Origin of the sequence: Aliiroseovarius sp. S1339 (assembly GCF_023195695.1) — a bacterium.
Taxonomy (GTDB): Bacteria; Pseudomonadota; Alphaproteobacteria; order Rhodobacterales; family Rhodobacteraceae; genus Aliiroseovarius.
The window spans coordinates 349,067-367,582 of record NZ_JALPQG010000001.1 but is presented as its reverse complement, the minus strand read 5'-3'; the positions used below and the strand labels follow the sequence as shown (position 1 = coordinate 367,582).

General features: G+C 58.9%; 15 protein-coding genes. 8 read left to right on the top strand and 7 right to left on the bottom strand.

From position 1 onward, the window contains the following. Positions 1-987, bottom strand: coding sequence for a cobaltochelatase subunit CobS (gene cobS / locus MUY35_RS01590; RefSeq protein ID WP_248363359.1), 987 nt, complete (start codon positions 985-987; stop codon positions 1-3). A 217-nt stretch (positions 988-1,204) separates the two neighbouring features. Further along, positions 1,205-1,831 carry a DnaJ domain-containing protein gene (locus MUY35_RS01585; protein ID WP_248363357.1) on the bottom strand — a complete coding sequence of 209 codons (627 nt, stop codon included), beginning with the start codon at positions 1,829-1,831 and terminating at the stop codon, positions 1,205-1,207. A 74-nt stretch (positions 1,832-1,905) separates the two neighbouring features. Here MUY35_RS01585 and MUY35_RS01580 point away from each other — a divergent pair, with 74 nt between their 5' ends. Next, on the top strand, positions 1,906-2,163 hold the full coding sequence (locus MUY35_RS01580; protein ID WP_248363355.1) for a BolA family protein: 258 nt from the start codon (positions 1,906-1,908) through the stop codon (positions 2,161-2,163). A 13-nt stretch (positions 2,164-2,176) separates the two neighbouring features. Here the strand turns inward: MUY35_RS01580 and MUY35_RS01575 are convergent, their stop codons facing one another. Together MUY35_RS01575 and gatB are read right to left on the bottom strand one after the other, a co-directional pair. Further along, the gene (locus tag MUY35_RS01575) at positions 2,177-2,572 is read right to left on the bottom strand and encodes a DUF4177 domain-containing protein (RefSeq protein WP_248363354.1); all 396 of its coding nucleotides are present in this window, start codon (positions 2,570-2,572) and stop codon (positions 2,177-2,179) included. 132 nt (positions 2,573-2,704) lie between these two features. Further along, positions 2,705-4,219, bottom strand: coding sequence for an Asp-tRNA(Asn)/Glu-tRNA(Gln) amidotransferase subunit GatB (gatB, locus tag MUY35_RS01570; RefSeq protein ID WP_248363352.1), 1,515 nt, complete (start codon positions 4,217-4,219; stop codon positions 2,705-2,707). 329 nt (positions 4,220-4,548) lie between these two features. Between gatB and MUY35_RS01565 the strand changes: the two genes are divergently transcribed. Then, positions 4,549-5,145: a transglycosylase SLT domain-containing protein gene (locus MUY35_RS01565; RefSeq protein WP_248363351.1), complete on the top strand. Its 597-nt coding sequence runs from the start codon at positions 4,549-4,551 to the stop codon at positions 5,143-5,145. A gap of 64 nt (positions 5,146-5,209) precedes the next feature. On the opposite strand, the gene pepN is transcribed toward MUY35_RS01565, so the two are convergent. Beyond that, positions 5,210-7,762 carry an aminopeptidase N gene (gene pepN, locus MUY35_RS01560; RefSeq protein ID WP_248363350.1) on the bottom strand — a complete coding sequence of 851 codons (2,553 nt, stop codon included), beginning with the start codon at positions 7,760-7,762 and terminating at the stop codon, positions 5,210-5,212. A gap of 199 nt (positions 7,763-7,961) precedes the next feature. Here pepN and MUY35_RS01555 point away from each other — a divergent pair, with 199 nt between their 5' ends. The 4 genes from MUY35_RS01555 (at position 7,962) to MUY35_RS01540 (ending at position 11,952) form a co-directional block, all read left to right on the top strand. After that, positions 7,962-10,085, top strand: a complete 2,124-nt coding sequence (locus tag MUY35_RS01555; RefSeq protein WP_248363349.1) for a malate synthase G — start codon at positions 7,962-7,964, stop codon at positions 10,083-10,085. Positions 10,086-10,108: 23 nt separating this feature from the next. Beyond that, complete coding sequence (locus MUY35_RS01550) at positions 10,109-10,537, top strand: heme-binding protein (RefSeq protein ID WP_248363348.1); 429 nt, start codon at positions 10,109-10,111, stop codon at positions 10,535-10,537. Positions 10,538-10,611: 74 nt separating this feature from the next. Beyond that, positions 10,612-11,415, top strand: coding sequence for a gamma-glutamyl-gamma-aminobutyrate hydrolase family protein (locus MUY35_RS01545; protein ID WP_248363346.1), 804 nt, complete (start codon positions 10,612-10,614; stop codon positions 11,413-11,415). A gap of 66 nt (positions 11,416-11,481) precedes the next feature. Beyond that, a complete protein-coding gene (locus MUY35_RS01540; protein ID WP_248363344.1) occupies positions 11,482-11,952 on the top strand; it encodes a c-type cytochrome in 471 nt (156 codons plus the stop codon). Positions 11,953-12,011: 59 nt separating this feature from the next. Here the strand turns inward: MUY35_RS01540 and MUY35_RS01535 are convergent, their stop codons facing one another. Together MUY35_RS01535 and MUY35_RS01530 are read right to left on the bottom strand one after the other, a co-directional pair. Then, positions 12,012-14,564, bottom strand: coding sequence for a Hint domain-containing protein (locus MUY35_RS01535; protein ID WP_248363342.1), 2,553 nt, complete (start codon positions 14,562-14,564; stop codon positions 12,012-12,014). A gap of 357 nt (positions 14,565-14,921) precedes the next feature. Then, a complete protein-coding gene (locus tag MUY35_RS01530; protein WP_248363340.1) occupies positions 14,922-16,061 on the bottom strand; it encodes an aminotransferase class I/II-fold pyridoxal phosphate-dependent enzyme in 1,140 nt (379 codons plus the stop codon). A gap of 230 nt (positions 16,062-16,291) precedes the next feature. Here MUY35_RS01530 and MUY35_RS01525 point away from each other — a divergent pair, with 230 nt between their 5' ends. Next, on the top strand, positions 16,292-17,050 hold the full coding sequence (locus MUY35_RS01525; RefSeq protein ID WP_248363338.1) for a DsbA family protein: 759 nt from the start codon (positions 16,292-16,294) through the stop codon (positions 17,048-17,050). A 95-nt stretch (positions 17,051-17,145) separates the two neighbouring features. Next, positions 17,146-18,513, top strand: coding sequence for an N-acetylmuramoyl-L-alanine amidase (locus tag MUY35_RS01520; protein ID WP_248363337.1), 1,368 nt, complete (start codon positions 17,146-17,148; stop codon positions 18,511-18,513). Positions 18,514-18,516: the final 3 nt, after the last annotated feature.

The window sequence follows — 18,516 nt, the reverse complement described above, 5'->3', positions numbered from 1 at the left end:
TCACCCCAAGCTCATGCTCACCGCGCTCTCCGGCAGTTCCTCGTCAAAACAACGCTGATAGAACTCGGCCACGGTCTGGCGTTCCAGTTCGTCGCACTTGTTCAGGAAGGACAGGCGGAAGGCATAGCCGACCGAGCGGAAGATATGCGCGTTTTGTGCCCAGTTGATCACGGTCCGCGGGCTCATCACGGTCGACAGATCGCCATTCATGAACGCCGTGCGGGTCAGGTCTGCGACGGTTACCATCTGACTGACCGTCTTGCGGCCTTGTTCCGTGTTCAAAAGCGGGTTTTTCGCCAGCACGATGTTGGTTTCCGCATCATGGCTTAGATAGTTCAGCGTCGCGACCAGCGACCAACGGTCCATCTGGGCTTGGTTGATCTGTTGCACGCCGTGATACAGCCCGGTCGTGTCGCCCAGACCCACGGTGTTGGCGGTGGCAAACAGGCGGAAGGACGGGTGCGGGGTGATCACCTCGTTCTGGTCCAGCAGGGTCAGCTTGCCGTCATGTTCCAGCACACGCTGGATCACGAACATCACGTCGGGACGGCCCGCATCATATTCGTCAAACACGATCGCGGTCGGGTTGCGCAGCGCCCAAGGCAGGATGCCTTCCTGAAACTCGGTGACTTGCATGCCGTCTTTCAGCTTGATCGCATCCTTGCCGATCAGGTCGATCCGGCTGATGTGGCTGTCAAGGTTCACCCGAACCGTAGGCCAGTTCAGACGGGCCGCGACCTGTTCGATATGGGTCGATTTGCCCGTGCCGTGATAGCCTTGGATCATCACGCGTCGGTTGTGGGTAAAGCCTGCAAGGATCGCCAGCGTCGTGTCGGGATCAAACTTGTAGGTCGGGTCGATCTCGGGCACGCGATCCATGCGGTCGGCGAAGCCTTTGACATGCATATCGCTGTCGATGCCGAAAACCTCACGAACCGAAACGTCTTCGGTGGGTTTCGCGTTCATATCCTGTGTGCCGTCAGCCATCTGCGTAAATCCTTCTGCCTCGCGCGTCGCAACCAGAGTGTGATGCCTGATCAACGGGACGGGTTCAAGGGGAAGGTCACGAGATTTGTGACGCAGGGGTAAGCTGGCACTATTGGCCGTTGAATATTGGCCTCAACGGCGCGTCTGTCGCCGAATGGTGGCGTGGCAAAAGAAAAGGCGGCCCGAAGACCGCCCCCTGTTCGAAATGACTGCCGCCTCACCTGAAGCTGCGGCTTTCCTTGATTTGTTCCCACGCCCAGCGGACCTCTTGCAGCTGTTCCTCCTGCGACCGGTCGCCGCCGTTCATGTCGGGGTGCAGTACCTTGATCAGCTTCTTGTACGCCTTGCGAATCTCGGCCTTGGTCCAGTGATCCTTGGCTTCCAGAATATCCACCGCGCGGCGTTCGGTGGGCGGCAGCTTGCGAGTGCCGGTAATCGACTTGCCGGGATTGCGGGTGGCGTTTTCACCCAATACCTGATGGGGATCATCCACGCCCAGACGCGCCCAGGCGCGCTGTTCGGCCTTGGTGCCGAAGGGCTTGGTTTCACGTTCCCATACGCGGTCCTTGTCGAACTGTTCGTGCAGTTCTTCCTCGGACGAGCCGTCAAAGAAGTTCCACTTCAGATTATATTCCCGCACGTGGTCTTTGCAGAACCACTTGAATTCATCCAGGTGATCGGGCGAGCGCGGCGCGCGGTATTGCCCCTGCTCCTGACACCCATCATGTTCGCAAACCCGTTTCGAGGTTTCGAACGCGCCAGACATCCCGCGTTTGCCGCGCGGGTTCTTTTTCTTGGCCGCAGAGACGGACATATCGAAACCAAATGGATCGCTTTTAGACATGGGAACACCCTTTTCGACTCGGACCAGAGAGTTTACTGCATTTTCCTAGGTATAGAAGAGGGAATGGCGAAGAAATGACCCGAGCCGCGCAAATACATGAAAAGCTTCAGGCGGCCTTTTCGCCGCAACACCTTGAAGTGATTGACGAAAGTGAGAGCCACAGGGGGCATGCCGGGTATCAGGACGGCGGAGAAAGTCATTTCCGCGTCGTGATCCGGGCGCCTGTCTTCGGCAAGATGTCGCGTGTCGCACGGCACCGCGCCGTGCATGCCGCACTGGGGACGGTGCTGGTGGGGCAAATTCATGCGCTGGCATTGGACATCGCGGCGTGACGACTGGACCGCGTCACGCTTTTTGATGGTCCACCGCCGGCGCGTGATCGCCCACGGCGTTTGCGTCCTCGGCCGATGGCAGTCGCGGGGCGTTCTGGCGCTCTTGCGCAGGCTCTTCAACGGTCGGAATGCTGTCGATTTTTGGCGACGCGACTGCTGCCACGTCTTCGACATCCGCCAAAGGGCGGCGGAAAACCAACAGGTTTTGATAGACCGTGGTGCGTCCGGTAAAGCCTGAACGTTCTTCGCTGGGCAGGGTGTCGGTGCGTTGGTATTCCCAGCCTTCGGTGGCCATATCGTTCAAAAGCTCGGTCATTGCGTGGGCAAAGCGTCCATCTGAGCCCTTGATGCCCTTGGCTTTCTTCCCCTTGCGGGGGGCCGGGACCACCTCATATTCGTATTGCGTCATGGATTGTTTCCTTAAAACGACTGGCGCAGCCTAAACGATCGACGCACGTCCTGTCCAAGAAGATTGATTGGCTTGCGGAAATCCGCCTGAGGGCCGCCTGAGGGGCGTGTTTCCCCTCAGATGGTCAGTTTTCTAGAGTCCCAGCTTTGCGCTCACGATCTCGTTCACCGCTTTCGGATTGGCCTTGCCGCCGGTGGCTTTCATGACCTGCCCGACGAAGAACCCAACCAGTTTCGGGTTTTCCTTGGCCTTTTCGACCTGGGCGGGGTTGGCGGCGATCACCTCGTCCACCGCGGCCTCGATCGCGCCTGTATCCGTCACCTGCTTCATGCCGCGATCTTCTACGATCTTGGCCGGGTCGCCGCCTTCGGTATAGATAATTTCGAACAGGTCTTTCGCGATCTTACCCGAAATGTCGCCCTTGCTGATCAGTTCGATGATCCCACCCAGTTGCGCCGGGCTAACGGGGCTTTCCGAGATCGAGTGATCTTCCTTCTTCAGGCGTCCGAACAGCTCGTTAATGACCCAGTTCGCCGCCAACTTGCCGTCACGGCCTTCGGCGACGGCTTCGAAAAACGCGGCGTTGCGCACGCCGGCGGTCAGAACGCCCGCGTCATATTCGGACAGGCCGAATTCGGTCACGAAACGCGCCTTTTTCTCGTCCGGCAGTTCGGGCAGGGTTTTGGCGATATCATCGACCCAGCTCTGTTCAATCTCCAACGGCAGCAAGTCGGGGCAGGGGAAATAGCGATAGTCATGCGCTTCTTCCTTGGACCGCATCGACCGCGTTTCGTTCTTGTCGGCGTCATAGAGGCGCGTTTCCTGCGTGATTTCGCCCCCGTCTTCCAAAATGGCGATCTGCCGGCGGGCCTCAAATTCAATGGCCGCCTGAATGAAGCGCATGGAGTTCATGTTCTTGATCTCGCACCGCGTGCCAAGGTGGCCGAAATCCTGCGTCTCCATGTATTTTTCATACTGACCCGGACGACAGACCGAGACGTTGACGTCCGCGCGCATGCTGCCGCTTTGCATGTTGCCGTCACAAGTGCCCAGATAGCGCAGGATCTGGCGCAGTTTGGTGACAAAGGCGGCGGCCTCTTCCGGGCCGCGAATGTCGGGGCGGCTGACGATTTCCATCAATGCCACACCGGTCCGGTTCAGGTCTACGAATGACATGTTCGGGTCCATGTCATGCACCGACTTCCCAGCGTCTTGTTCAAGGTGGATGCGTTCGATGCGCACTTTGCGGCCAATACCGGGGCCCATATCGACGATCACTTCGCCTTCGCCCACAATGGGGTGATAAAGCTGGCTGATCTGATAGCCCTGCGGCAGGTCCGGGTAGAAATAGTTCTTGCGGTCAAAGGCGGAAAACAGGTTGATCTCGGCTTTCAAACCCAGCCCGGTGCGCACGGCCTGTTCCACACAGTATTCGTTGATCACGGGCAACATGCCGGGCATGGCGGCGTCAACGAACGCGACGTTGGAATTCGGCTCGGCGCCAAACGTGGTGGACGCGCCCGAAAACAGCTTGGCGTTCGAGCTGACCTGCGCGTGGATTTCCATCCCGATAACCAGTTCCCAATCGTCCTTGGCCCCGGCAATGACTTTCGGTGCGGGGGTTTCATAGGCGAGGTGATCCAGCATGTGCGCGTTTCCCGTGTTTCTTGATCTTCTGGCGTTCTAGGGCAGGGGCGCGCAGGGGGCAAGAGGTCGCGAGCGGTCCGGGAGCGGCGCGGGCGCAACGGGCTGTTTGGCATAATATCAATCAACGCGTGTGCTGCAGTGCAGAAAGGCGGTCATTTTCTGTCGATGGTAGAAAATTCTCTACGCATGCCAGCCTTGCAAATAAGGACATAAGCGAGAGTCTGCCAATTGCTGCAGTGCCGCATTTGTAAAGTTGCTTAATGCAAGCGATTCCCCTAGGACGCAGCGATGAATTGAATTGCACAACAGACGGACCTGAGCGAGGGACCATGAAACGATTTATTTTGGGCCTGATGGCCGCGATGATGATCGCGCCTGCTGCCAAGGCCAACGACATTTTCGGCACGCGCGGGGTGCGCACGCCGGATCTGACCATGAAATGGGATGAAAAGCCGCAAGCCTCGGCTTGGACAGACGCGACCATGAAGGCGCTGGAAACCCACGGGGCGGTCTTGTCGCAAACCGTGCCTGCCGACATCGAGACATGGTGCCCCGGCTATGAGAGCCAAGACCAAGTTGGGCGCAACGCGTTCTGGACCGGGCTTTTGTCCACTCTGTCCTATTATGAAAGCACATGGCGCCCGACCGTCGTGGGTGGCGGTGGCAAGTGGTATGGGCTTGTGCAAATCCTGCCAGCCACTGCGCGCGGCTATGGCTGCGAGGCGCAATCCGGCGCGGCCCTGAAAAAGGGCGAACTGAACCTGAGCTGCGCCGTGCGCATCATGGCGGTCACCGTGCCGCGCGACAATGTCGTGTCGAAGGGCATGCGCGGCGTCGCAGCCGATTGGGGCCCGTTCCATTCCGAGCGTAAACGCAATGGGATGCGGGAATGGATCAAGGATCAGAATTACTGCGCGGTCAGCTGATCAGCAGTTACATTCAGACAGAAAAAGGGCGGGCCATCTGGACCCGCCCTTTTTTGTGCGATCATCAGTCGCCCAGCATTCGCCCGACCATTTCCTGACTGTCGCGGCTTAGCCCCTCGGTCGCAAGAATGCGCTTCAGTGCCGAGGTCATCATGCCTTGGCGATCGGCGTCATAGCGCCGCCAGGTTTCATACGCCGTGGTCATGCGCGCTGTGGTCTGCGGGTTCACCGGATCAAGCCTGATCAACCAGTCTGCCGTCAGCGCATAGGCTTTCCCCGACGCATGGTGGAACCCCGCGTGGTTCGTGACCAGCGCGCCGAACAAGGCGCGGAAGCGGTTGGGGTTCTTCCAGTTGAACGCGGGGTCCTTGGTCAGCCGCTCTGTCACATCCGCCGCTGTCTCAGGCGTCGCATGGGCGACTTGCATCGCGAACCATTTGTCCATGACCAGTTCGTCATTTTCAAAGCGGCTGCGGAAATCAGCAAGCGCCGCTTCGCCCTTCTGGACTTGCAGCAGATACCCCAACGCCCCCAGCAGCAAGCTCATGTTGTCCGCCCGGTCATAAAGCGCCTGCGCCGCGGCCCCGCCGTCCAGACGGTTCAGCAGGTTCAACAGGCCAAGGCCAAGGGCGCGCTTGCCGGCTTGTTCGGCGTTCGGCGCATACGGCTCGGTCACGTCCATTTCGGCCATCATGCGGGGCAGGAGGTCTTGCACGTGCTCCGCCATGGCCTGCCACAACGTTTGCTGCGCGTTGTAAATCTTCTGCGGGTCTGGCGTGACACCGGCATCAAACAACGTCTGCGCCAGATCATCCTGACTTGGCAGCCCCAGCGTCAGCGCGCGAAAGGCCGGGTCAAGGCTGTCGTCGCGCAACATCACCGCAATCGCGTCAAGATATGCGTCCAAAGGTCCGTCTTCGCCGGTAATCAGCGCCACAAGCACCTCTTTGGCCAGCGTGCGCCCGGCTTCCCACTTGTTGAACGGGTCGGTGTCATGGGCCAGCAGGAAGGCACGCTCCTGCGGCGTGCTATCACGCTGCAAGATCACTGGCGCCGAGAAGTGGCGTAGGATCGACGGCGTAGGTTTTGCACCCAGACCGTCGAACGAAAAACTCTGCTTGGCCTCGGTCATCTCCAGAACTTGCGTGCCGACCACCTCGTCCCCGTTGGGGCCGATCAAGCCAACGGCGATTGGGATATGCTGCGGCAACTTTTCGTTCTGCCCCGGTGTGGGCGGTGTTTCTTGTTCAAAATGAAGCGTATAGGTGCCATCCTTGAAGTCATCCGCCACCTTCACTCGGGGTGTCCCGGCCTGTTTGTACCAGCGGCGGAACTGGGTCAGATCGCGGCCTGTGCTGTCTTCGAACACGCGCACCCAATCTTCGATGGTCGCGGCCTCGCCATCATGGCGGGTGAAATAGAGGTCCAGCGCCTTGTAGTATTCGTCTTCGCCGACCAGCGTTTTCATCATCCCGATCAGCTCGGCGCCTTTTTCATAGATGGTCGCGGTGTAGAAATTGTTGATCTCGACGAAGCTGTCGGGTTGCACCTGATGCGCCAACGGGCCGTTGTCTTCACGGAACTGACGACCGCGCAGGGCAGACACATCGTTGATCCGGCACACGGCCTTGGATCGCATATCGCCCGAGAACTGCTGGTCGCGGAACACCGTCAGCCCTTCCTTCAGCGACAGCTGAAACCAATCACGACAGGTGATCCGGTTGCCTGTCCAGTTGTGAAAATACTCATGTGCGATGATCGCTTCAATCCGTTCAAAGTTCGCGTCTGTAGATGTCTCGGGCGACGCCAACACAGCGGACGTGTTGAAGATGTTCAGCCCTTTGTTTTCCATCGCGCCCATGTTGAAATCGGACACCGCGACGATCTGGAAAATGTCCAGATCATACTCACGCCCGTAAACCTCTTCGTCCCATTTCATCGAGGCTTTCAGCGCCTCCATCCCAAACGCGGTCTTGCCCTCGTCACCGGGGCGCACCCACAGTTTCAGGTCCACCTCTTTGCCCGACATGGTGGTGAAACTGTCTTCGCGGGCGATCAGCTCACCGGCCACCAAAGCGAACAGATAGGCGGGCTTGGGCCACGGGTCATGCCATTCGGCCCAACCGTCGCCTGACCCGGTGGGGTTGCCGTTGGACAGAAGCACCGGCATGTCCCCTTCGATGCGCACCTTGAATGGGGCCATCACGTCGGGGCGGTCGGGATAGAAGGTGATCCGGCGAAAACCTTCGGCCTCGCATTGAGTGCAATACATGCCATTGGACATATAAAGCCCTTCCAACGCGGTGTTGGTTTCGGGGCTGATCTCGACCTCTGCCTCCCATGTGAAGGCGCGATCGGGCACGTCTGCTTCCAGCCCGCCATCGACCAGTTCTGGCGACACGTCTGACCCGTCGATCGCCGCGTGGATCAACGTAAGATGTTCTCCGTGCAGGAAAAAATCACGCGATTTGGCGTTTGGGTTCGGCGTGAACCGAATGGAGGACCGCACCCGCGTTGCGGTCGGATGCAGCACGAAGGTCAGCGAGACCTCTTCGATCAACCAGTTGGGCGGCGTGTAATCGGCAAGGAAAATGGGCTGCGGGCTGGTGTCGGTCATGTCAGATCCTTTCACGGTCACACCCTCTGGCGGGTGGCTCCTGCTTAGACCCGCGCGCGCCTGGCATCAAGTTACTGGGACATCAGATGTGATTATTCGGTTTTTCCAAAGGGTTTTGCATCGAAATTGGGGTTGCGGTTTGGTTTCGCATAGGAAACTCTAGCGCCAAATAAAAGTCGAGCCGGCCAAAGGGATTACCATGAGTGACTATATCGAGCGCAAAGGCCTGTCAGTTCACCGGGAACTGGCACGGTTTCTGGAAACGCGGGCCCTGGCCAAAACCGCGTTGAAATACGACGATTTCTGGCGTGGGTTTGCGGATATCGTCCACGAACTCGGCCCCAAGAACCGCGCGCTTTTGGCCAAACGTGACGACCTTCAACGCAAGATCGATGACTGGCACAAGGCGCGGGCAGGTCAGCCGCATGACGCCGTGGCCTATCGCGCCTTTCTGAACGACATTGGCTATCTGGTCCCCGAAGGCCCCGATTTCCAGATCGAAACCGCGAATGTGGACCCCGAGATTGCGGACGTTCCGGGGCCGCAACTGGTGGTTCCGATCATGAACGCTCGTTTTGCTCTGAACGCCGCCAATGCGCGGTGGGGCAGCCTGTATGATGCGCTGTATGGCACCGATGCGCTTGGTGCCACGCCCAAGCCCGGCGGCTATGACCCGGAACACGGCGCGCGCGCGATCGCGTGGGGACGCGCCTTTCTGGATGAAGCGGTGCCGCTGGCGGATGGCAGCTGGGCGGATGTCGAAACCGTATCGGTTACTGACGGCGCCTTGACGCCCAAACTGGCTGATCTAGCTCAATTTGCGGGCTATGCCGAAGGGCGAATTTATCTCAAAAACAACGGCTTGATGATCGAACTTCGCTTGGATGCCCAGACGCCCGTGGGCAAGCAGGACCGCGCGGGCATATCGGATATCCGTCTGGAAAGCGCCATGTCCGCGATCATGGATTGCGAAGACAGCGTCGCCGCCGTGGACGCCGAAGACAAGGTGCTGGCCTACTCCAACTGGCTGGGCCTGATGGACCGCTCGCTGACCGAAGAGGTCACGAAGGGCGACAAGACCATCACCCGCAAACTGTCGGGTGACATTCACTATACCGCGCCCGATGGCTCGCCGATGACCCATAAGGGCCGTGTCTTGATGCTGGTGCGCAATGTCGGCCACCTGATGACCAACCCAGCCATTTTGGACAAAGACGGACACGAAGTGCCCGAAGGCATCATGGACGCCGTGGTCACAACCCTGATCGGCATGCACGACCTGATGCGCGAGGATGGCAACTCGGTCAAAGGGTCGATCTATGTGGTGAAACCCAAGATGCACGGCCCGGAAGAGGTTGCCTTCGCGGATGAGATTTTCACCCGCGTCGAAGCCATGCTGGGCCTGCCGCAATACACCGTCAAACTGGGCATTATGGACGAGGAACGGCGCACCAGCGCGAACCTCAAGGAATGTATCCGCGCCGCCAAGCACCGCGTGGCCTTCATCAACACGGGCTTCCTTGATCGCACGGGCGACGAGATTCATACCTCGATGGAAGCCGGGCCGATGGTGCGCAAGGGTGATATGAAAGACGCCGCCTGGATCAGCGCCTATGAGGATCGCAACGTCGATATCGGTTTGGCCTGCGGTCTGCGTGGCCGGGCCCAGATCGGCAAGGGCATGTGGGCAATTCCTGACCGGATGGCAGACATGCTGGCCGAAAAAATCACCCATCCCGAAGCGGGCGCAAATACCGCTTGGGTGCCAAGCCCGACCGCCGCGACCCTGCACGCCACCCATTACCACCGCGTCGATGTGCTGTCCCGTCAGGACGAGATTGCAGCCAAGGGGCCGCGGGGCTCGCTGGATGATCTTCTTACCATTCCGGTCGTGCAGGGCGCCAACTGGTCAGACGCCGAGATCCGCGACGACGTGGAAAACAACGCCCAAGGCATCCTTGGCTACGTGGTCCGCTGGGTCGATGCGGGTGTCGGCTGTTCAAAAGTGCCGGACATCCACGATGTGGGGCTGATGGAAGACCGCGCGACCTGCCGGATTTCCAGCCAGGCGCTGGCCAACTGGCTGCACCACGGCGTCGTGTCCAAAGACGAGGTGATGGACGCCATGCGCGCCATGGCCGTGAAGGTGGATGCTCAGAACGCGGACGACCCGGCTTATGAACCGATGGCGCCGGGGTTTGACGGCGAAGCCTACAAAGCGGCCTGTGAACTGGTGTTCAATGGTCGCGAACAACCGTCCGGCTATACTGAACCCATGCTTCATGCGCATCGACTGGCCAAAAAGGCGCAGTGTGCGGGTTAAGCGAACCGAGGAGGAGAAGAGAAATGGAAAAGATTTCACTGGACGCCGCGCGCGTCATGATCCGCGAAACGCTGAACCACGCTGCGAAGGCAAAAATGAAGCCCCTGTCCGTTGCGGTCGTTGATGCGGGCGGGCACCTGATTGCCTTTGAACGCTCTGACGGAGCACCCGCTGGTCGGTTCGATTTGGCACGCGGCAAGGCTTATGGATCGGTGATGCTGGGCATAGGTGGGACCGCGCAGCGTGATCGCGCCGAAGCACAGGCCTATTTCATCGCAGCCGCCAATGTGGCCTATGGTGGCAAGCTCGTGCCGGTGCCTGGCGGGTTCCTTGTGCGCAATGAGAAGGGCGATGTTGTAGGGGGGCTTGGAGTCTCTGGCGACACGTCGGAAAACGACCTTGCGGCAGGCGAAGCTGGCATTCGCGCAGTGGGGCTTGTGCCTGAAGGGTAGGGCGCGCGCACTGCATTGCCGCGCGGACGGACATCCTCTATCCTCTTGCAATCGAACGCTATTGCGGAGCAGGCATGAGACGCCCCATCATCGGTATCATTGGCAATACCTACCTCATCAATGACCAGTATCCCAGCCACGCCGGCGGGACGATGAATTCCGAAGCAATCGCACAGGTGGCAGGGTGCCTACCGCTGATCGTGCCGTCCGATCCGCGCTTCGTCTCGGTCGACGAATTGCTGGAAACATGCGACGGGTTCCTGTTCACCGGGGGGCGTCCCAATGTGCACCCGGCCGAATATGGCGAAGACGAAACCGAAGCGCATGGCGAATTTGACCGCTGCCGCGACGCCATCACCTTGCCCCTGATCCGCGCCTGCGTGGATCGCGGCCAGCCCTTTTTCGGCATTTGCCGTGGGTTTCAAGAGGTCAACGTCGCCATGGGCGGCACGCTCTATCCCGAGATCCGCGACCTGCCGGGACGTATGAACCACCGGATGCCACCCGATGGCACGCTTGAGGAAAAGTTCGCCATCCGCCACGACGTCCGTTTTGAGGAAGGCGGCGTCTTTCACCAGCTTTTCGGCTCTCGCCGGGTGCGCACCAATACGCTGCACGGGCAGGGGATCAAGACCGCCGGTTCGCGCATTGTGATCGAAGGTCATGCCGATGACGGAACGCCCGAGGCGCTGTTCATCCGGGATGCGCCGGGCTTCACCCTTTCGGTTCAATGGCACCCGGAATATCAAGCGGCGCAAGATGCGGTGTCGCGGATTCTGTTTACCGCGTTCGGCGACGCGGCGCGTGATTGGGTCGCCAATCCCGGCAAGCCGTTTGCGGCGCGTTCTTCGGTCGCGAGACCTGAGTTGCGCGGATAATACCCGACATTTGTTGACCTTCCTCCCGCTGGAACCCGCATGCTGGCGGACAGAAAAGGAGATCTTATGATTCGATCCAACCGCAAGACCGTTTATGCTGGCGTCGCACTGGTGGCGCTTGCGCTGGCTGGTCTGAGCATGTCACGACTTTCGCGGTCAGATGATGGTGGGGCGCGGGCGTCGGCTGACGGCAGCATGGCTACTGAAACCGCATCAAGAGACCAGATTGTCGCGGTCACCTTGCCGCGGTTGGATGATGCGCAAAGTATTGGACAGAAAGTATTTCTTGCCAAATGTGCGTCCTGCCACGGCGAAACGGCGGGCGGGCGCAACGGGTTAGGGCCACCGCTGATCCACAAGATTTATGAGCCGTCGCACCATGGGGACATGGCCTTCTTCCGCGCCGCCGAGCTTGGTGTCAGGGCGCATCATTGGAAATTCGGCAACATGGCCCCGGTCGAAGACATCACCCGCGCCGAGGTTGCGGATGTTGTCGCGTTCATCCGCGCGGTGCAGCGGGAAAATGGCATCCATTGACAAGGTCAACGAAAGCAAGCGGTGAATGGGCGACCGCTTTTGCCTGGTCAGAGGTGGCGTCATGCAACCTTTGGCAAGGCGCGGGCCTCATGGGCACGTAAGACCATGCGGGCGGTGTCGCCATAGTGGCTGGGATCGACGCGCAGGTCGGGGAACAGTGTGAACAACTCTTCACGCGCCGCCGGGTCAATAGCGCCCAAACCCTCATGGCCGGGATGGAAGCTTTCTGATGCGGCCCCGTTGGCAAAGACAACTTCGTGGCGGTCAAACAGAATGTGGAAATATGTCACCTGATCCATAGGCTTGATGACAACGCCCTTGTCGTCGATCAGGTGTTTGGCTGGCACCATAACTTCGCGTTCAGCGAAAAGAAGCGTTGCTTCATGCCCGGCATAAACCATGCGGTGTTGCGGCGACACAAGCAGCGGCTTGTCGTTACCGAAGTGACCTTGTGCGATCTGGATGGGGGCAAGCTTGCCCTTGCCGGAAACCGTTTTCTGACCTGCCCAACGGATCGCCTGCAGGCCATTGTCACGGGTCACCACCATGTCGCCCGGACGCAGATTCTGTATCGCGCGTTCGCCGCGATCCGTTAGGATCATCGTATCCGTCGTGAAGCAAATGAAGACATTTTCAATGTTGGTGAAGGTCAGCGTTGTGCCGTCCGACAGCGTGGCCGTCCCATTTTCCGAGTTACCGGGGTCAAAGACCACATCGCTCCAGCCATCGACCAAATTGTTCAAGTAAAGCGTGTCGGTGTCGCTGTCATCGCCATCTTCGCCGCCATCGATGGTGACCGTCGACCCCGATCCGTCCAGCCCATCTGTCGGATCAAGGTTGATCGTGTCCGAGCCTGTGCCACCAGACACCGTGTCACCCGCACCAACATTCAGCATGTCATCGCCATCGCCACCGTCCAGCGTGTCGGACCCGGACCCACCGGTCAGCGTATCGTTGCCACCCTGACCATAGATAATGTCGTCACCGTCTCCGCCATCAACGGTATCGTCACCATCACCGGCGCTGACGATGTCGTCTCCTCCTCCGGCAACAATGATATCGTCGTTGGATCCGTCTGCGGCGTCGTTGTTATCGACGAAATCACCATCCGGATCGTCAGAGTAGCTTGCGTCTATGACATCGTCGCTGGCCGTGCCTTCGACGATGAAATTATTGCCGGTCGCATCACGATAATCGAAATCGGCAGTCATCGGCGTGTTGCCAGACCCATCCGCTGCCGCGTCGCCGTCTGTGTCGGCAAGGTCAAAGTTGCCAGCACCGTCTACATCCGTGTCATTGACGTCCCAACCGGACACGTCATCGACTGCGTCTGCGATGCCATCACCGTCAGCATCACCTGATGCGTCTATTGTGGCTTGGTCCACGTTGTGACCCGCCTCGGTCACATCTGCAACGCCGTCATTGTCGCTATCGGTGTCGATGTAGTCGGCAGTTCCGTCGCCGTCTGTATCAACCGGTGTCAGCCCGCCTGCATAAGCGTCATCAACGCCATCATTGTTTGCATCAATGCCGGAGGGGGCAACATAGCCATCCGATGTTTGTGCTTCGACATTGTCAGTTATTCCGTCATTGTCGCTGTCCAGATCGAGGTGGTCATAAATGCCGTCGCCGTCCGTGTCGCGCGGTGTTGTTGTTTCTTCGACTGTGAAGGTATGTTCAACGGACGAGCCAAAATCCAGATTGCCGCCATCTGTTGCGACGACCTGACCGTCAAGCTCGACGGTATATCCTGCTGGCCCTGTCTCGCTTATGCCGTCGCCGTATGTGTCGTTGACGACAAACGAGTAGTCGCCGAACTCCCCTGCGGGGATATCATAGGTGATGGTAACCTCGCTGTTCGATGCGAAGCCGCCGCTGTCCAATACCACGTTTCCATCTTGATCAAGAAGCTGCCAAGTGGTTTCGGAGTTTGCATAATTGTCGCCGTCAAAGGTGATGGTGATGGTCGTCGGTGTGTTGGTGTCGTATTCGTCTTCATTCAGGATGCCGTCATCATCGATATCCAGATCATCGACGTCGTTGATACCGTCGCCGTCCGTGTCGATCGGCGGCGGGACATCGAAAGTAAAGTCGGTGATCCCCGAGCCACCAGATAAGCTGCCGTTCGGGCCGGGTTGCAAGCTGAGCTTTAATTCGGATAACGGACCGGCAAGGCTGACCGACACATCATTGGCGGTCGTACCTGTTGCTTCGATCGAAACAGAGCCATCGGCGTTGACGACCACGGTTTCATCAACCAACCCGGTAATTCCGGCGATCACAACGGCGCTGTCAAGCAAGCCGCCGCTTTCGTCGTATGCGTAGATGGTCCAGTTGTCGTCATAGGTCGACCCGCCATCGTCATTCACATGTTCAATGTCGAAGGACAGGTTCTCGACCGGGTCAGAAAACTCGTAATTTGCAGTAATCGGAGATGATACGCCAAACGCACCAAAGTCCGAGATGTTGTAGCCGTTCTGAGAGGCGTCCCAAGTGCCCGTAAAAGTACCCGTGACCGTGGTGCTGTAAGCTCCATCCGTCACAACGGTGCTGCCATTTACAGCTTCGCCATTGGTGCCAGTCAGCCAAATGGCGTTATCAAGAATAGCCATCGTTTTCCCCTCAAATGGAGGTCAAGATCAAACATTGCCAACCTGCGAAGCCAGCAGCAGCTTCGCGTTGCGAATTTATTTTTAAAACTCGAAAGGCTCGTTCTCTCTTTACCCCAAGACTCGTTACCAAATCACAAATCCCAATACACCCATATTGCGACCATCGTCTAACTGGCCAAATATTGTGGCCAGATCAAGGTTTTTTGACCATTTTTACGTGATTTTTAGGTGATTTGGCGCGAAACTCACCGTTTCGCGATGGCAATGAACCCGATGGTAGAAACGGAAGTGCCGTTTTCTTGAAATGGTGCAAAAAAACGCCTGACCGTTGTGAGGCAGCGCATTTTGCAGGTTGATCTAGACTGCCTGCATGAACGCGGTCAGGCGCGCCAGTCCTTCGCGGATATCCTCGGTCGACCGGGCATAGGAAAATCGCAGCGTCTGGTGACCCCGCTTTGGGTCAAAATCCATGCCGGGGGTCACGGCAACACTGGCCTTGTCTAAAATCTCGGCGGCAAGGGCGCGGCTGTCATTGGTCAGGTCGCTGACATCAGCATAAATGTAAAACGCGCCATCAGGGGGGGCGAACTTGGTGAACCCGGCCTTGGGCAGACCTTCGATCATCAACTGACGATTGGCGGCATAGGTGGCTAAATTTGCGTCCAGCTCGCCACGCGCGCCCAACGCGCCAAGGGCGGTGATCTGGCTGGCGTGTGATGGGCAGATGAACATGTTCTGGGCCAGCCGCTCGATCAGCCGCACGTGATCTTCTGGCACGATCATCCAACCCACCCGCCATCCGGTCATCGAGAAGTATTTCGAGAAGCTGTTGATCACATAAATGTCGTCTGACACCTCTAGCGCCGACACAGCGCGACCTTCATATTGCAGGCCGTGATAGATTTCGTCCGCGATGAAGCTGGTGCCTTGGGCGTGGCAAGCGCTGATCAACCCCTCAAGCGCGGCATGGTCCAGCATCGTGCCGGATGGATTGGCGGGCGAGGCGGTGATCAGGCCCGCCAGATCGCCGGGGATTTCGGACGGGACAGGTTGCAGGCGATTTTCCGCTTTGGTTGGAATGCCGACAGGCGTTAGGTTCAGGGCCTTTAGGATTTGGCGATAGGATGGGTATCCGGGTTCGCCCAACCCCACTTTGTCGCCCGCATCAAACAGCGCCGTGAATGCCAGAATGAACGCGCCTGAACTGCCTGGTGTGACCACCACGCGCGCGGGGTTGATATCCAACTTATACCAATCTTTATAAAGCTTTGCGATGCCTTCTCGAAGTGCCGGAAGGCCAAGCGACACGGTGTATCCCAACGCATCGCCCCCCATCGCCTGAACCAGCGCCGCACGCGCTTTTTCGGGCGCGGGGGTCGAGGGCTGGCCGACTTCCATATGAATGATGTGGCGCCCTGCGGCCTCGGCGGCGCGGGCTGCTTCCATCACATCCATCACGATAAACGGATCAACGACGCCACGGCTTGAGTTTTTCATCTGGTCCTCATTATGCTTTGCGCGAATTGGGTGCACTTGCTGCTGGGCGAAGTCAATGGTCAGACGATGTGGGGTTTGTCGCAGCCCAGATAAACGGTCAGTGGTTGGCAGCGCCGCCCAGATCGCCTAAACGCGACGTGATCGCGAGAATGTGCAGTTACGTGGCCCGCCCACCTGCTAGATTATTCGCGCGCCCACGTGGTGCGCACAAACAAGAACGGACGAACGACATGAAAATTACACGGACCTTGGCGCTAACGACGGCCTTGACCTTTGCAGCGGTGATGCCTGGCCAGGCGTTCGATCTGTCAAGCATGACCGATGACGAACGCAACGCCTTTCGCGACGAGGTGCGCGCTTATTTGATGGATAACCCCGAAGTGTTGATGGAAGCCATCGGGGTGCTGGAAGAACGTCAGGCCGCAGCACAAGAAACGATGGATAATGATCTGGTGAAGGTCAATGCCGAGGCGCTGTTTGATGACGGCTACTCCCACATATCCGGCAACCCTGATGGCGACATCACGATTGTCGAGTTTGTGGATTACCAATGTGGCTATTGCCGCAAATCCTATGACGTCTTGCAGGAGCTTCTGGAAAAGGACACAGGCGTGCGTCTGATCTTGAAAGAGTTCCCGATACTGAGCGAAGCCAGCATGTTGTCCGCGCGGTTTGCGATCTCGGGTCAACAATTGTTTGGTGAAGACGCTTATGCCAAGCTGCACGACGCGCTGATCACCCTGCGCGGCAACGTGACGACCGCAAGCTTGACTAAACTGGGCGACGATCTTGGGCTGGACGGGCAAGCCATTGCAGACGGGATGGAGGCGCCCGAGGTTGACGCCATTCTGGCCGAAAACCGGGCGTTGGGGCAGCGCTTGCAGATCACTGGCACGCCTGCGTTTGTGATGCACGACTCCATGGCGCGCGGCTACATGCCGCTTGAGCAGATGGAACAGATCATCGCAACCAAACGCGACGAAGGCTAAAACCCTGTCATTGGTGGCTGACCTTCTGGTCAGGGCTTGATAAGCTCTGGCCAGAACAAAGGCACGGGCAAGGTCTGAACAATATGACACTACGGATGAAACGCAGGGCAGGGGCGGTCTTGCTGGCGGTGGGTCTTTTGACCCCGCTGCCGATGACAGCGATTGCGCAAGAGACGTCGGCACCCGCGACCTCGTTGTTTCCAAAAGCCAAGCCTGACAGGGCACCGACGATTGCACCTGCCGCAGAGGCCGCGCCAGCGCAGCCCACCGCGACCTCGGTGCCCAATACCAGCCCGCAGACCCTGACCGGACTGGCCCGCTTGACCGGCGCGGGCGTCACGATCAAGGATCGTTGGCGCGGCACAGCTATCGACATTTCGATGACGCGCACGGTGCCGTGGCGCGTCTTTACGCTGGATGACCCGCAACGGGTGGTCGTCGATTTCTCGGAACTGGATTGGGCCGGGCTGGACCTTCAAGGGCTGATTGCAGCGTCAGACCGGATCACCGACATTCGCGCAGGGCTTTTTCGACCCGGCTGGACCCGGCTGGTGTTGACCCTTTCCAGCCCGATGGTGGTGGAAAAGGCGTGGATGACCGGAGCCTCGGCCAATGATGACACAGCGACGATGCACCTGGAACTGGCGCAATCCTCGCTCGCAGAGTTTGCGGCCACCATCGGCGCGCCAGATAGCGCGGTTTTCGCGCAATCCGCCCCGCGCCCTATGCCGTCACCCAAGACCCGCCAGACAGGGTTTGGCGATCTGGTGGTGGTGCTGGACCCCGGCCATGGCGGCATTGATCCCGGCGCCGAGCGCGATGGCGTGGTCGAAGCCGATCTGATGCTGACCTTCGCGCTGCAACTGAAAGAAACCTTGCTGCGGGCGGGCGGCTTCAAGGTTGTTCTGACGCGCGAAAGAGACGTGTTTGTCCCGCTGGAAGAACGCGTGACCATAGCGCGCCGCGCAGGCGCGGATGTGTTTCTGTCGCTCCACGCTGATGCACTGGCACAGGGGCGTGCGACCGGGGCGACCGTCTACACGCTGTCGGACGAGGCCACCGACGCCGCCTCGCAAACCCTTGCAGAACGCCATGACCGTGAAGACATTCTGGCCGGTGTCGACCTGACGCGCCAATCGGATGAGGTTGCCTTGGTCCTTATGGATCTGGCGCGCACCGAAACGACGCCGCGATCCGAGGCGCTGGCCGATACGTTGGTTGAAGGGATCCATTCCGCAACCCAATCGACATATAAGTCACCAAGGATGAAGGCCGGGTTTTCTGTTTTAAAAGCGCCAGACATCCCGTCGGCTTTGATCGAGCTGGGGTTCTTATCCTCACCGCGAGACCGCAAACTTTTACAAGACGAGAACTGGCGCAAGAAAGCGGCAGAAGGCATCCGCGACGCGCTGCAATACTGGTCGCTTCAGGACGCAGCAAAGGCTGAGCGTCTGCGTCAATAATTC

Excerpts from the sequence above, each read along its gene's own strand:
- MUY35_RS01530 (WP_248363340.1), bottom strand. The coding sequence starts at position 16,061 with ATGAAAAACTCAAGCCGTGGCGTCGTTGATCCGTTTATCGTGATGGAT.
- MUY35_RS01580 (WP_248363355.1), top strand. The coding sequence starts at position 1,906 with ATGACCCGAGCCGCGCAAATACATGAAAAGCTTCAGGCGGCCTTTTCG.
- MUY35_RS01520 (WP_248363337.1), top strand. The coding sequence starts at position 17,146 with ATGAAACGCAGGGCAGGGGCGGTCTTGCTGGCGGTGGGTCTTTTGACC.
- MUY35_RS01525 (WP_248363338.1), top strand. The coding sequence starts at position 16,292 with ATGAAAATTACACGGACCTTGGCGCTAACGACGGCCTTGACCTTTGCA.
- gatB (WP_248363352.1), bottom strand. The coding sequence starts at position 4,219 with ATGCTGGATCACCTCGCCTATGAAACCCCCGCACCGAAAGTCATTGCC.
- MUY35_RS01555 (WP_248363349.1), top strand. The coding sequence starts at position 7,962 with ATGAGTGACTATATCGAGCGCAAAGGCCTGTCAGTTCACCGGGAACTG.
- cobS (WP_248363359.1), bottom strand. The coding sequence starts at position 987 with ATGGCTGACGGCACACAGGATATGAACGCGAAACCCACCGAAGACGTT.
- MUY35_RS01550 (WP_248363348.1), top strand. The coding sequence starts at position 10,109 with ATGGAAAAGATTTCACTGGACGCCGCGCGCGTCATGATCCGCGAAACG.
- pepN (WP_248363350.1), bottom strand. The coding sequence starts at position 7,762 with ATGACCGACACCAGCCCGCAGCCCATTTTCCTTGCCGATTACACGCCG.
- MUY35_RS01585 (WP_248363357.1), bottom strand. The coding sequence starts at position 1,831 with ATGTCTAAAAGCGATCCATTTGGTTTCGATATGTCCGTCTCTGCGGCC.
- MUY35_RS01540 (WP_248363344.1), top strand. The coding sequence starts at position 11,482 with ATGATTCGATCCAACCGCAAGACCGTTTATGCTGGCGTCGCACTGGTG.
- MUY35_RS01535 (WP_248363342.1), bottom strand. The coding sequence starts at position 14,564 with ATGGCTATTCTTGATAACGCCATTTGGCTGACTGGCACCAATGGCGAA.
- MUY35_RS01565 (WP_248363351.1), top strand. The coding sequence starts at position 4,549 with ATGAAACGATTTATTTTGGGCCTGATGGCCGCGATGATGATCGCGCCT.
- MUY35_RS01545 (WP_248363346.1), top strand. The coding sequence starts at position 10,612 with ATGAGACGCCCCATCATCGGTATCATTGGCAATACCTACCTCATCAAT.
- MUY35_RS01575 (WP_248363354.1), bottom strand. The coding sequence starts at position 2,572 with ATGACGCAATACGAATATGAGGTGGTCCCGGCCCCCCGCAAGGGGAAG.